Origin of the sequence: Nocardioides sp. NPDC057767, from assembly GCF_042798275.1 — a bacterium.
In the GTDB taxonomy this organism is placed as follows: domain Bacteria; phylum Actinomycetota; class Actinomycetes; order Propionibacteriales; family Nocardioidaceae; genus Nocardioides.
The window spans coordinates 1-13,222 of the sequence record NZ_JBHVKJ010000033.1 but is presented as its reverse complement, the minus strand read 5'-3'; the positions used below and the strand labels follow the sequence as shown (position 1 = coordinate 13,222).

13 protein-coding genes are annotated in these 13,222 nt (G+C 70.5%); 5 read left to right on the top strand and 8 right to left on the bottom strand.

The features are described from left to right. The first annotated feature begins 39 nt into the window (after window positions 1-39). On the top strand, window positions 40-1,395 hold the full coding sequence (locus ACFVDI_RS17630) for a hypothetical protein (protein ID WP_378907314.1): 1,356 nt from the start codon (window positions 40-42) through the stop codon (window positions 1,393-1,395). Between the two features lies 1 nt (window position 1,396). Here ACFVDI_RS17630 and ACFVDI_RS17625 read toward each other — a convergent pair whose 3' ends face one another. The 3 genes from ACFVDI_RS17625 to ACFVDI_RS17615 form a co-directional block, all read right to left on the bottom strand. Continuing rightward, on the bottom strand, window positions 1,397-2,455 hold the full coding sequence (locus ACFVDI_RS17625; RefSeq protein ID WP_378907312.1) for an NAD-dependent epimerase/dehydratase family protein: 1,059 nt from the start codon (window positions 2,453-2,455) through the stop codon (window positions 1,397-1,399). Continuing rightward, complete coding sequence (locus ACFVDI_RS17620) at window positions 2,452-3,264, bottom strand: S-methyl-5'-thioadenosine phosphorylase (protein ID WP_378907309.1); 813 nt, start codon at window positions 3,262-3,264, stop codon at window positions 2,452-2,454. Before ACFVDI_RS17620 ends, ACFVDI_RS17625 begins: the two co-directional genes overlap by 4 nt. A gap of 103 nt (window positions 3,265-3,367) precedes the next feature. Continuing rightward, window positions 3,368-4,459, bottom strand: a complete 1,092-nt coding sequence (locus ACFVDI_RS17615; protein ID WP_378907307.1) for a restriction endonuclease — start codon at window positions 4,457-4,459, stop codon at window positions 3,368-3,370. A 168-nt stretch (window positions 4,460-4,627) separates the two neighbouring features. On the opposite strand from ACFVDI_RS17615, the gene ACFVDI_RS17610 reads away from it, so the two are divergent. Continuing rightward, window positions 4,628-5,005 (top strand): hypothetical protein, encoded by a 378-nt coding sequence (locus ACFVDI_RS17610; protein ID WP_378907304.1) that lies wholly within the window; start codon window positions 4,628-4,630, stop codon window positions 5,003-5,005. Here ACFVDI_RS17610 and ACFVDI_RS17605 read toward each other — a convergent pair. Further along, window positions 4,974-6,233 (bottom strand): MFS transporter, encoded by a 1,260-nt coding sequence (locus ACFVDI_RS17605; protein ID WP_378907301.1) that lies wholly within the window; start codon window positions 6,231-6,233, stop codon window positions 4,974-4,976. The two genes, ACFVDI_RS17610 and ACFVDI_RS17605, sit on opposite strands and share 32 nt — an antisense overlap. A gap of 5 nt (window positions 6,234-6,238) precedes the next feature. Beyond that, entirely contained in the window at window positions 6,239-6,808 is a 570-nt protein-coding gene (locus tag ACFVDI_RS17600) for an ArsR/SmtB family transcription factor (protein WP_378907298.1), read from the bottom strand. A 110-nt stretch (window positions 6,809-6,918) separates the two neighbouring features. Here ACFVDI_RS17600 and ACFVDI_RS17595 point away from each other — a divergent pair, with 110 nt between their 5' ends. Next, window positions 6,919-8,274 (top strand): FAD/NAD(P)-binding protein, encoded by a 1,356-nt coding sequence (locus ACFVDI_RS17595; RefSeq protein ID WP_378907296.1) that lies wholly within the window; start codon window positions 6,919-6,921, stop codon window positions 8,272-8,274. A gap of 80 nt (window positions 8,275-8,354) precedes the next feature. Here ACFVDI_RS17595 and ACFVDI_RS17590 read toward each other — a convergent pair whose 3' ends face one another. Continuing rightward, complete coding sequence (locus tag ACFVDI_RS17590) at window positions 8,355-9,818, bottom strand: malate:quinone oxidoreductase (RefSeq protein WP_378907294.1); 1,464 nt, start codon at window positions 9,816-9,818, stop codon at window positions 8,355-8,357. A gap of 161 nt (window positions 9,819-9,979) precedes the next feature. Here ACFVDI_RS17590 and ACFVDI_RS17585 point away from each other — a divergent pair, with 161 nt between their 5' ends. After that, entirely contained in the window at window positions 9,980-11,068 is a 1,089-nt protein-coding gene (locus ACFVDI_RS17585; RefSeq protein WP_378907291.1) for a PLP-dependent cysteine synthase family protein, read from the top strand. On the opposite strand, the gene ACFVDI_RS17580 is transcribed toward ACFVDI_RS17585, so the two are convergent. Further along, window positions 11,032-11,730 carry a TIGR02206 family membrane protein gene (locus ACFVDI_RS17580; protein WP_378907288.1) on the bottom strand — a complete coding sequence of 233 codons (699 nt, stop codon included), beginning with the start codon at window positions 11,728-11,730 and terminating at the stop codon, window positions 11,032-11,034. The genes ACFVDI_RS17585 and ACFVDI_RS17580 overlap by 37 nt on opposite strands. A 192-nt stretch (window positions 11,731-11,922) precedes the next feature. Beyond that, window positions 11,923-12,699, bottom strand: coding sequence for a putative protein N(5)-glutamine methyltransferase (locus ACFVDI_RS17575; RefSeq protein ID WP_378907285.1), 777 nt, complete (start codon window positions 12,697-12,699; stop codon window positions 11,923-11,925). Between the two features lie 16 nt (window positions 12,700-12,715). Here ACFVDI_RS17575 and ACFVDI_RS17570 point away from each other — a divergent pair, with 16 nt between their 5' ends. After that, a complete protein-coding gene (locus ACFVDI_RS17570) occupies window positions 12,716-13,072 on the top strand; it encodes a hypothetical protein (protein WP_378907283.1) in 357 nt (118 codons plus the stop codon). Window positions 13,073-13,222: the final 150 nt, after the last annotated feature.

Below are 13,222 nucleotides of genomic sequence, written 5' to 3'. Positions count from 1 at the left end.
TGGCGTCGACCGGCGCTCCACCCACCTACGCTCGCAGTCGTGAACTCCTCAGCTCACCGTGCTGCCCTGGTGGGGCTCCTCGCCACGCTGACCCTCGTGGCCGCGGCCGTCGCCGCGCCGCCGCTCCTCGGCTGGCAGGTGTGGACCCGCGTACACATCGAGGACGGCACGTTCCCGCCGCTCCACGGTTTTCCCGAGGTCAAGGCGGGGATCGGCACGGTCTTTGCGATCCTGCTCGCCCTCGCGTCGTTGCGCTGGGCCGACCCGGTCGCGACCCGGCTCCCGTGGCGGCGCCTGCTCGTGGTGGCGTACGCCGTCGTGCTGGTGTGGCTGCTCTCGCTGGCGCTCGTGGACGGCACCGAGGGCATCTCCGGGGTGCTCGGGAGCCGGTCCGAGTACCTCGGCACCGCCCGGGCGGTGGACGACGTGGGCGGCCTGCTGCGGGAGTACGTCGCCCGGATCCCGTACGACGCGCCCGCCGGCAACTGGCCGGTCCACATCGCCGGGCATCCGCCCGGGATGGTCCTCTTCTTCGTGCTCCTGGTGAAGGTGGGCCTCGGCGGCGACCTGGCCGCCGGGCTGGTCGTGACGGTGATCGCCGCGACCCTGCCGCTCGCGGTCATGACGACGGTCCGCGTCCTCGGCAGCGAGTCCGGTGCTCGCGCGGCCGCGCCCTATCTCGTCCTCACCCCGTCGGCCGTGTTCCTCGCCGTCTCCGCCGACGCGGTGATGGCGGCGACCGCCGCCTGGGGGATGTGCTGCCTGGCCCTCGCCTGTCGGGGCGGCCCCCGTCGCGGCTGGCCGTGGGCGGTCGCCGCGGGGCTGCTCCTCGGCTACCTGGTGATGATGTCGTACGGCCTCCCGCTGGTCGGCGTGCTCGCGCTCGCGGTGCTCTGGCTGGGCAGCGGCCGGCGGTGGGGATGGTCCCGGGGCTGGTGGGTGCTTCCGGTCGCCGCCGTCTCGGCGCTCGGGGTGGTCCTGGTCTTCGCCACGGGTGGCTTCGCCTGGTGGGAGGCCTACCCGGTGCTGGTCGACCGCTACTGGGACGGTCTCGCCAGTCAGCGCCCCGGCGCCTACTGGACCTGGGGAAACCTGGCCGCGCTCGCGATCAGTGCCGGCCCGCTCGTCGGCGCCGGGATCGGCGCCACCTGGGCCTCCCGGCACATCCTCGAGGACCGGGTGATCGTGGTCCTGGTCGCCGCGGCGCTGATCATGGTCGTCCTGGCCGACGCCTCGCAGATGAGCCGGGCCGAGGTCGAACGGATCTGGCTGCCGTTCATGCCCTGGCTCACCCTCGGCTGCGCGCTCCTGCCCGAGCGGTGGCGACGCCCGGGCCTCGCGCTCCAGCTGGTCACCGCGCTGCTCGTCGAGCATCTGTTGCACACCAGCTGGTGACTCACCCCGCCGGCAGTCGCAGCGGTGCGGTCGCGAACGCCGGCAGACCGACCTCAGGCAGCACCTCGGCACGGAAGCCGAGCTCCTTCTCCGCCAGCTGCGGGGAGGCGACGACATGGCGTACGTCGCCGATCCGGTAGCGCCCGGTGACCACCGGCGCCAACTCGGACTGGCCGGTGCCGCGCGCGACCAGCGCCGCCACCTCGCTGATCGTGATCGGGTGCCCGGAGGCGACGTTGTAGGCCGCCAGTGCGCCGGCTGACCGCTCGGCGGTCGCCTCCAGTGCCGCCAGGTTGGCGCGGGCCACGTCGTCGACGTGGATGAAGTCGCGCTGCTGGCCGCCGTCCTCGAACACCTGCGGCGCCTCGCCCCGCGCCAGCGAGGACCGGAAGATCGCGGCCACACCGGAGTAGGGCGTGTCGGCAGGCATCTGAGGCCCGTAGACGTTGTGGTAGCGCAGCGCGATCGCGGTCGCGTCCGCCTGACGGGCCCACGCGGAGGCATAGTGCTCCTGGGCGACCTTGCTGGCTGCGTACGAGCTGCGGGGGTCGAGCCGCGCCGACTCGGCCACCGTCGCCCAGGCCAGCGCGCCGCCGCAGACGTCGCAGTGGTTCTCGAAGTCGCCGGCGTCGAGCGCAGCGCGTGAGCGCGGGGGCGGCACCCGGTCGCCATGGGTCTCGCAGACGTAGCGGCCCTCGCCGTAGACGACCATCGACGAGGCCAGCACCAGCCGGGACACCTGATGCGCGCTCATCGCCGCCAGGAGCGCCGCGGTGCCGAGGTCGTTGTGGGCTGCGTACAGCGGGAGGTCGGCCACCGTCACCCCGGCCCCGACGACGGCAGCCTGGTGGCACACCGCGTCGACGCCGTCCAGCAGATCGCCCCACCCGTCGGCGTCGCGTACGTCGAGCAGGTGGGTGCCGGGCGGGGCTTCGGCGCCGGGGCCGTGCGCCATCGGGAGCAGCGCATCGACACGTACGACCTCGTGGCCGGTCTCCTCCAGGACCCGGCCGATGGCGGTGCCGATGAAGCCGGCCGAGCCGGTGAGCAGGACCCTCATGGGATCTCGTAGGCGAGCTGCTTGCCCTCGGCCCAGGTCGAGCACGAGCACCCGCCCGGGTCGGGGAGACCGGCGATCGTGTCGGTCAGGATGGTGCGCATCCGCTCCAGGTTCTCGGCGAAGAGCGCGTAGACGTCGTCCTCGTCGACGCCCTCGCCCTCGGCGGCACCGGCGTCCATGTCGGTGACCAGGCACAACGGCGCGTAGCACATCCGCAGCTCCCGGGCGAGCGCCGCTTCCGGGGCGCCGGTCATCCCGACCAGCGTCCAGCCCTGGGCCGCATGGTGGATCGACTCGGCGCGCGTCGAGAACCGCGGCCCCTCGATGATGATCAGCGTGCCGCCGGTCTTCACGGACGGGTCGGCGGCCGCGTAGGCCTTGGCGATGCGCGCACAGTAGGGATCGGCGAGCGGTACGTGGGTGGCACCCGTCTCGACGAAGCTGGGGATCCGCCGCCAGGTGCGGTCGACCATCTGATCAGGGGTGACCAGGTCGCCGGGCGCGACCTCGGACCGGAGGCCGCCGACGGCGCTGGGGGAGAGCACCTGGCTCACCCCGAGCGACCGCAGGGCCCAGAGGTTGGCGCGGTAAGGGATGGCATGCGGCGGATACTCGTGCGAGCGGCCGTGTCGGGGCACGAACGCCACCGACCGGCCGGCGACGGTGCCGACCGTGATCGGCGCCGACGGCGCACCGTAGGGCGTCTCGACGACCACCTCCTCGGCATCCCTCACGAACTCGTAGAGCCCGGTCCCGCCGATGACCCCGACCTCGGCGCGAGGTGTCTGTCCCATGTCCGACGCAGTCATGGCTTCACTGTGCCAGCGCCGCGTCCACGGCGACAGCATGCGACTCATCCGTCACCGATCGGTAATACCTTGCCGGGCCGGACTGTCAGAACTGTCAGGACTGTCAGACCGCGCGGCGGTAGTTGGCCATCGCGCGGTCGTAGGCCGCCCAGGCCCGCCAGGACTCCAGCGCCCGCTCGCCCTGGGGCTTGAGGCCGTCGACCTTGTGATAGGACTCGCCGCTGGCGTACTGAGACTCCCGGCCCGTCACCAGGGAGAGCAGCATCGGCAGCACGCTCTCGTCGGTGACCGTGATCGTGGCGACCTGGAAGGTCTGGCGCACCCACTCGGCCCGCTGGTCCGAGCCGAGGACGAGCACCACGGGCAGCTGCGAGGCCCGTGCGATCGCGTCCAGGATCGGGCCGAGCCCGTCCGGGACCCACCGCTCGCCTGGGGGCGGGGTGGGCGCTTTGGGGATGCTCATGGTCGACGGGACGCTCGCGACGACGTAGCTGGTCGACGTCGTGTTCGGGACGATGTAGGTGGTCGAGTACGCCGGGATCTGGCCGGTCATCGGGCCGGCGATCTTCTCGACGGTCGGCGCAGTCGCGTCCGGAGCGACGCCAAGATCTGCGCCAGGGTCTACGTCCGGAGCGACGTCCGGAGTGACGTCCGGAGCGATCTGGTCGGAGGTCTTCTCCGTCGCCCTCCGGCGTGGCCTGATCGCGGGGATCTTCGCGGTGAAGCTGAAGCCTCCGGTGCGGGTGGGATCGATGTGGCGTCCGGGCAGCGGCTCGGGTGCCCGGCCGATGGCCGGCGGCGCCGGAGCGGTGGCCGTGGTGACCAGCTCGGCGGCGTGCTTCCCGTGCGGGCGGATCGAGCCGTCGGAGGTGAACTCGAACAGCGCGACCCGGACCTTGTCGGCCCACTCGACCGCGTCCGAGGTGTAGCCGGCTCGGCTGTACAGCGCGACGGTCCGAGCGTCGTAGGCGTAGCCCGCGCCGCGTACGGCACAGACGCTGCGGGCGTCGGTCGCTGCGCGGGTGAGCACGACCTGCGCGACGATGACGTTGTCGGGCCGGCCGCCGATGATGTCGACGTCGGCGGCCGCGGTGCTGCCCGAGGGGGCGGCGTCGGGCCAGCCGAGGGAATGCAGATGCTCCGCGGCGCGTTTCTCGGCTTCTTCGCCCGTTCTGGGCTGCCTCGGGGATGCCAACCTGGGGTCCTTCCTCGATCCTCCCTCGGGCCTCCCTGCCCGATCGAGTTGGGGAGGATGATAGGCCCGCTGCGTACGCCCTGTCCGGCGGGGTGGCGAATCGGGTCGCGATGTTCGCTCCTGGCGGATCGGCCGCGAATGTCGGCGCTCGCCGCTAGCGTGATGTTCATGAGGCGCCCGCATGAGAACGTCGCTACGGTCCTGGTGGATCCGCGCGTTCTCGGCGACATCGAGATCGAGCTGATGTCGCTCGACATGCCGCTGTGGCGGGTGTGCGCGGCGCCGATCGTGAAGGACGGGCAGCGGCTCGCGTTCCAGATCCGCAACAAGCTGCTGATGTCCAAGCGCGGCGAGTGGGACTGCGCCAAGGACTGGGTCCCGGTCTGGATCGGCTTCGGCTCGACGTGGGCCGCTCCCGGCGAGGCCATTCCGTGGCCGGCTCACAAGGCGCTGTGGACGCTCCTGGAGGACTACTCCGCCCAGGTCCGCTACCACAAGCGGCTCGGCGGGATCCCTAGGATCCCGCGGCTGCGGGAAGCCTGCTAGCCGCCGGCTCCTGGCGCCGCTCGATCTGCTTCCAGGTCGGGTCGATGGCCGGGAACATCGTGACCAGGAAGTAGGCGATCCCGCAGGCCACCAGGGCCGTGGTCAGACCGAACGCGGTGACCAGGCCGCCGCCGAGCAGCCCGCCGAGCGGCATCAGCCCCCAGGCGAAGGCCGAGATCAGCGACATCACCCGGCCGAGCACGTGGGCGGGGATCCGCTCGAACTGGAGCGCCCCGAGGATGGGGTTGATGAAGCCACTGGTGGTCCCGCCGATCGCGAACACCACGAACACCACCCACAACGGTGCTCCGAAGGCGATCACCAGGAACCGCGGGATCCCGGTGACGAGGAAGCAGACCAGGTACGTCGGGTAGCGCCGCATCCGGTCCCCGATGGCCGCCGCCACGGCCGATCCCACCGCGGAGAAGCCGGAGAAGGTCGCGAACAGCAGCCCGATCGTCTCCGGGCCGGCGTGCTGCTGACCCCAGACCGGCATCAGCACGCTGCTCCAGGCCAGATCGATCAGGTTGGTCAGCGCGACCATGAACGCCATCCCCAGGAGCACCCGGTCGCGGCGGAGGAAGTGCCAGCCCTCGGCGAGCTGGGCGCGGTAGGAGTCGGGGTCCTCGGATGCTTCGGCGGGTTCTGGGGCTCGGAGGCGCGTCAGCCCGGTGGTCGTCACCGCGAGCACCACGGCACCGAGCGCGAACGAGGCGGCATCGATCACGATCGCGTTGGTCGCGCCGACCACGCCGATCAGCAGGCCTGCCGCGGCAGCGCCGAGCATGGAGGCGGTGCGCTCGACGAACGAGTGGAGCCCGGTCGCCCGCTCCGTCGGCACGCCGGCCACCTCGACCAACTGTGGGATCATCGACGACTTCGCCGAGTCACCGGGGCCGCGCATCGAGCCGGCGAGGGCGACGAGGGCCAGCAGGATCGGGAAGTGCAGCAGGCCGGCTGCGTACAGCAGAGGGATGAGGCCGACCACGACGGCCGAGCCGAGGTCGCAGGAGATCGCGACGCGGCGCGGGCCGATGCGGTCGATGACCGGGCCGCCGAAGATCTTGCTGAGGACCAGCGGGGTCATCTCGAAGAGCGCGATCAGGCCGGCCTTGGCGGGGCTGCCGGTCGTCTCGAGCACGAACCAGGGCAGCGCCAGCATCGAGACGCGCGTGCCGACCAACGAGATGGTCTCGGCGGCGAGCCAGCCGTAGAGGGGGAGCTTCATGGGGTCTATCTCTCCTGGTCGCCGAGGTGTCCGGGAAGCGGGAAGACGTGGAACTGGAACATCACAGCCTCGCCCGCGGGCTCTTCCTCGAGGTCGTCGATGATCTTGTTGACCTGCGCCTCCACCCGGGACACCTGGCTCGGGGTGAGGCGCACGACCCGGTCGTTGAGGCCGAACGCCTCGCGCCACTCCTTCGGGAGCACCGCGCGCTCCTCGATCGCCTCCTGGAGGCGCTGCGCGTAGATGGTGACGACCGTCTGCAGGTACGCATCGAGGGTCTCCTGACCCTCCGGGGTGTCGGGCACGTCCCGGTCGCCGGTGACGGTCGCCTGATGGGCCGCCTTCCACCAGCGCTCCCGGGCGTTGCCGCGGCTCTCGTCGTCCTCGATGAACCCGTGCTGCGCGAGCTGTCGGAGGTGGTAGGACGTCGCGCCGCTGTTGATACCGAGCCGCGCGGCCAGGGTGGTCGCCGTCGCCGGGCCGTCGACGCGGAGGATCCCGAGCATGCGGACGCGCACGGGGTGGGTGAGGGCCTTGAGCTGGTCGACTCCGGGAACGATCTCGCGTGCTGCCATGAGTCCACGGTAGACCGCAAAGAGATCTTTGCAAATAGATTTGTGCGATCATTCTGGTAAGACCAGTAACCAGGTGAACAAAGCCTGGTTAACGCCGTTACCCTGTCGGGGTGACGACAGATGCCGCGCCGCCCACGCCGCCCACCACACCGAGGGTGGCGATCGTCGGAGGCGGAGCCAGCGGCACGCTGACCGCGATCAACCTCCTCCGCCGGGGCGCGTCCGTGGTGCTGTTCGAAGCGCGGGGAGAGGCCGGCTGCGGGGTGGCCTACTCGACCACCGACGCTCGCCATCTCCTCAACGTCCGGGCCAACAACATGTCGGGCTTTCCCGACGATCGTGACGACCTGCTGGACTGGGCGGCGGAGGTCGGGATCGAGCTCGGCCCGATCGACTTCCTGCCCCGACGCGACTACTCCCGCTACCTGCGCGACCGGCTCGCCGGCGCCGCCGAGACCGGTCCGGGGAAGCTGGAGACGGTGGGCGAGACGGTCATCGACGTGGAGCCGGTCGGTGCTGGTTTCCGGATGCTGACCAGCGACGATGACCAGGGCCATGCCGTGGACGCCGTCGTCCTCGCCTACGGCAACCCGCCGCCCCAGCCCCTCGTCGGACTGCCCGAGGCACCGTGGAACCTGTCGGACCCCTGGGACGTGGAGCGGATCAGCGCCCTGCCCGACGACGCGACCGTGCTCGTCGTCGGCACCGGTCTGACCGCCGTCGACACGACGGTCACGCTCCTCGACGACTCCGCGTCCCGCCGGGTGATCATGGTGAGCCGCCACGGCCTGGTGCCCAACCCCCACGTCGACGACCAGTTCACCTCCTGGGTGACCCCGATCCCCGACGGCCCGCTGACCGCTGACGGCATCGCCGGCCTCGTCCGCGACCAGATCGAGCACGCGGCCGGACTCGGCGTCGACTGGCGTGCGGTCATCGACGGCCTGCGCGGTCCGACCCAGTCGATCTGGCGTCGACTCCCCGAGCCGGAGCGCCGTCGCTTCCGCGAGGTCTACGCCCGCGAGTGGGAGGTACGCCGCCACCGCATGGCCCCGCGCATCGCGGCCCTCCTCGACACCTACCAGGCCGAGGGACGACTGGAGATCCTCGGCGGCGGGGTGCTCGGCTGCCGGGTGGACGGCGCCGAGCAGCCGGTCGTCACGCTCGCCGACGGTGACCGCGAGGTCACCGCGGTGGTCAACTGCACCGGCCCCTCACCCGACATCACCCGCACCGACAACCCGCTCCTGCTCGCGCTCCAGAAGCGCGGCCTGATCGCCCCCGACCCCCTCCGTCTCGGCATCGACGTCACCGAGGACGGCCGGGTCCTCGGAGCGGACGGGTGCGTCGTACCTGGTCTTCTGACCGTCGGCCCGCCCTGCAAGGGCGCGCTCTACGAGGCCACCGCCATCCCCGAGATCCGGGTCCAGGCCGCAGCGGTCGCCGCCCACCTCACCGCCGACTAGGTAGTTCTGGCGGCCGAGAAATCGGTTGTGGGCGACGAAACTTCCGTTTCGCCGCCCACAACTGCAGATTCGGCTGCCGGCTACCCGAGGTGGAGCTGGCGGTCCGTGCGCGCGAAGGTCTCGGCGGCGAGCTCGGGGTCGGCGCTGAGCTCGGCACCGGTGGCCGGGATCATCGCCTTGAGCTGCGGCTGCCAGGAGTCCCAGCGGTCGGGGAAGCAGCGACGCAGGACGTTGACCATGATCCCGGGGGCGGTCGAGGCGCCGGGCGAGGCACCCAGCAGACCGGCGATGGTGCCGTCCTCGGCGGTGATGACCTCGGTGCCGAACTGCAGCACACCGTCGGGGCGGATGACCTGCACCCGCTGGCCGGCGATGATCCGCTCCCAGTCCTTGCGGTCCGCGGCGGGGAAGAAGTCGAGGAGGTCGTCGAACTTCTTGCGCGGGGAGCGCAGCAGCTCCTTGACCAGGTAGACGGTGAGGTCCATGTTGGTCAGCCCGGCGCGCAGCATCGGCAGCAGGTTGTGGGGCCGCACGGAGAGGAACAGGTCGGTGAGCGACCCGGTCTTGAGGAAGCGCGGGCTCCAACCGGCGTACGGACCGAACATCAGGTGGGTCTTGCCCTCGACGTAACGGGTGTCGAGGTGGGGCACCGACATCGGCGGAGCGCCGACGGCGGCCTTGCCGTAGGCCTTGGCGCGGTGCTGGGCGACGAGCTCCGGCTTGGACGTACGCAGGAACTCACCGGAGACGGGGAAGCCACCGAAGCCGCGGATCTCCTGGATCCCGGCCTTCTGCAGCAGCGGCAGCGCGTAGCCGCCGGCGCCGACGAAGACGAAGCGCGAACGCAGGTGGTACTTCCCGGACCCGTTGCGGCCGTAGATGTGCCAGAAGCCGTCCATGGTCTGGTGCAGGTCGGTGACCTCGGACCCGGTCTCCAGGTCGGCGCCCTTGTCCACCAGGGTGCGGGTCAGCATCGAGGTGAGCGAGCCGAAGTCGACGTCGGTGCCGGCGTTGGTCCAGGTGGCCGCGACGGGTTCGTCGGCCAGCGACTTGGCCGAGCGGCCCTCGAGCAGCAGCGGAGCCCAGCCCCGGATGACCTCGGGGTCGGTGGAGAACTCCATCCCGGCGAAGAGCGGGTGCTCCGAGAGCGCCTCGTGGCGCTTGCGGAGGTATTCGACGTTGTCCGCGCCCCACACGAACGACATGTGCGGGACGGTGTGGATGAACTTGTCGGGGTCCGGGATCCGGCCGTTCTCGACCAGGAAGGACCACAGCTGACGGGAGAGCTGGAACTGCTCGTTGACGGTGACGGCCTTGGAGATGTCGACCGAGCCGTCGGCCTGCTGCGGGCTGTAGTTGAGCTCGCAGAGCGCGGAGTGGCCGGTGCCGGCGTTGTTCCACGGGCCGGAGGACTCAGCGGCGGGCGAGTCGAGCCGTTCGATCATCTTGATGGACCAGCTGGGCTCCAGCTCCTGCAGGAGCACGCCCAGGGTGGCGCTCATGATGCCGCCACCGATCAGCACTACGTCAAGAGGTTCGTCCACAGGTCTTTTGTCTCGCTTTTGAGGCCGCAATGGTTAATCGGGGTCCTTAGATCGGTCTAACTTGTGGGCAACTTCACTGCGGACCCGATCGTGTTTCGGTCCCGCCATTGTGGCTCACCGCACATGCCGAGGACAGATCAGGGTGGAGTTACGCTCGGCCGGTGCCACGCCTCTCTGACTCCCATCGCGCCTGGATCGACGAAGCCGTACGCCGCGTCGAGGCCGACGCGCAGCGCTCCGCCGACACCCATCTGCATGTCGTCCCGCTGCCGGGATGCCCGGGCATCGACCTCTACCTGAAGGACGAGTCCGTCCACCCCACCGGCTCGCTGAAACACCGCCTGGCCAGGTCGCTGTTCCTGTACGCGGTCTGCAACGGCTGGCTGCACGAGGGCGCGACGGTCGTGGAGGCGTCCTCGGGGTCGACGGCGGTCTCCGAGGCGTACTTCTCCCGGCTCCTCGGCCTCCCGTTCGTCGCGGTGATGCCGCGCTCGACGTCGAAGGAGAAGGTGGCGCTGATCGAGTGGTACGGCGGCACGTGTCATTTCGTCGACCGTGCCCCCGACATGTACGCCGAGGCCGAGCGTCTCGCCCGCGAGTGCGGTGGCCACTACATGGACCAGTTCACCTACGCCGAGCGGGCCACCGACTGGCGCGGCAACAACAACATCGCCGAGTCGATCTTCGACCAGATGTCGAAGGAGCGGCACCCGGTGCCGACCTGGATCGTCGTCTCGGCCGGCACCGGCGGCACCTCGGCGACGATCGGCCGCTACCTCCACTACCGCCGCCACCCCACCAAGCTGATGGTCGCCGACCCGGAGAACTCCGCCTTCTACGGCGGCTGGGAGATGGACACCTCCGACTACGCCACCGGGATGCCGTCGCGCATCGAAGGGATCGGCCGACCGCGGGTCGAGCCGTCCTTCGTCGGCGGCGTCGTCGACGACATGGTCCAGGTCCCCGACGCCGCCTCGATCGCGACGATGCGCTGGCTCTCCGACCGGATGGGCCGCTCGGTGGGCCCCTCGACGGGCACCAACGTGTGGGCATCGCTGGGTGTCGTACGCGAGATGGTGGAGACCGGCGCGCAGGGCAGCGTCGTCTCGCTGCTGTGCGACTCCGGCGAGCGCTACCGCTCGTCCTACTACGACGACGGCTGGGTGAGCGAGAAGGGCATCGACCTGGCTCCGTACGCCTCCGCCCTCGCCGACTACGAGCGCACCGGCGTCCTCGTCGACCCGTCCTGACGGGCCCAGACCCGCATCCCGAGGGTGACCAGCGCCCACATGCCCGCGATGAGCAGGATCTCGTTGAGGATGTAGACCGGCCACGGCCCGAGCACGTCGAGCAGTGAGCTCGACGGCGGCTTGTAGCGCAGATAGCCGTAGTTGGCGTCGAGGACGAGATTGAGGACGTACGCCGCCGCGGCCCACGCCGCCGTGGTCGCGACCGCCCAGCCGTAGTCCCGCCAGCGTGGGAGCAGCTTGAGCCCGAAGACCAGGTAGACCGCGGCGAGCACGACCACCAGGTGCATCGCCCAGAAGGTGATGTAGCTGACCTCCGGGAAGTCCCTCACGTCCGGGGTGAACACGCCCTGGGTGGTCAGCGTGAGACCCCAGAAGCAGGTCAGCGCGGTCGGGTAGGGATGGTGGGTCCACAGCGCGAATGCCGCCGCCATCCACGCCAGGTCGCACAGATGGATCGGCAGATCGATGAAGAGGTCGAAGTCGGTGACCCACTCGTGGGCCTGCAACGGGATGGTCGTCAGCGGGATCGCGAGCGCGAATCCTCGGGAGAATCGCGACGGATTCGGGTCGTTCCGCTGGCGCCTGCCCAGCCAGACCACGGCCACGATCCCCGCTGTGAGCAGGGACAACGGCACCAGATGGGTCAGACCGTAAGCCTGCATATCGAAAGTCTGACGGGATTCCCGAAAAAATTCTTCCCAACCCGCGTCATGGGTCCGGGGCTGGCCCGTTTCATCGGCGAGAAGGTCGTCCACCGGTGGGGGGTGGACGACCTCTCGAGGTGGCGGTCCCTCTGAATGCACACCGCGGGGGTGGTGTGCAATCAGAGGGACGCCTCGCTTTTGTGGAATGTCTCAGCAGGATCTTCCGGCCACCGCGGTCGCGTAGAGCTCCTCGTCGTGATGGATCTCGGCGACCAGTCCCTGCGTCCGCATCAGGCTCGCGGTGACGGGCGCCTGCTCCTGGCCGGCCTCGATGACGAGTACGCCGCCGGGCGCCAGATGCTTCGGCGCCTGCTCGATCACGCGCCGCTGGACGTCGAGTCCGTCCGCGCCGCCGTCGAGGGCCACGTGGTGCTCGTGGTCGCGCGCCTCGGGCGGCATGTTCCGGATCTGGTCGCTCGGCACATAAGGAGCGTTGGCCACGATCACGTCGAACGCGAGGCCGTGGGGGAGCGGGTCGAAGAGGTCGCCGAGGAGCACCTGTCCCCCGGAGGAGAGATTCGCCCGAGCACACTCCACCGCGGCCGGGTCGATGTCGGTGGCCCACATCCGTACGTCCGGCCGTCGTACCGCGACGGCCGCGCCGAGGGCGCCGGTGCCGCAGCAGACGTCGAGAACCTTCGGAGCGACGGTTCCTCGGAGGGTGGTCTCGACAAGCTCGACCACCAGACCGGAGCGCTGCCGGGGCACGAACACCCCAGGTGCGACCCCGATCCGGAGCCCGCAGAACTCGGCCCAGCCCAGGATGAGCTCCAGCGGCTCACCGGCCAGGCGGCGTACGACCATCGCCTCTCGCTCCTGCGGCGAGACGGGCTCCGCCTCGAGGAGGGCCGCCTCCTCCTCGGCGAAGACGCAGCCGGCGGCGCGGAGGCGGGCGACGAGCCCCGAATCGGGAACGACGGAGGTCATCAGAGAATATTGGCACGTGGACGCCCTGACTCCGATCGGAATCATCGTGGCGGCGTACGCCGCGTTCGTGACGATCGCGGCCGTTGTCGGCCTCGTCCTGAAGGCTCCGCGCCCGCGGTGGCTGGACCAGCTGGCGTGGATGCTCGAGATCCTCGCGGTCGTGCTCGCGATCGGCGCGCTGGCGGGCTGGTCGGCTGGGCGCAAGCCGGAGTCGCTGTCGACCTTCCTGGGCTACCTGGGCGCGCTCGTCTGCCTGATGCCGCTGGCCCTGCAGACGATGCGCGAGGACCGCTCGCCCTGGTCCTCGGGCGTGATCGCGGCGGCGGCCCTGGCGACGGGCGTCGTGGCCGTACGCGTCATGATGGTCCGGTGACCGAGACCGCTCCCGCCAAGACCCGTTCCGGTCCGCATCTGGTGCTGCTGACGGTCTACGCGATCTTCGCGCTCGCAGCGGGCGCCCGGTCGCTGGTGCAGGTCATCACCCGCTTCGACGAGGCCCCGATCGCCTACTCGCTCTCGGTGG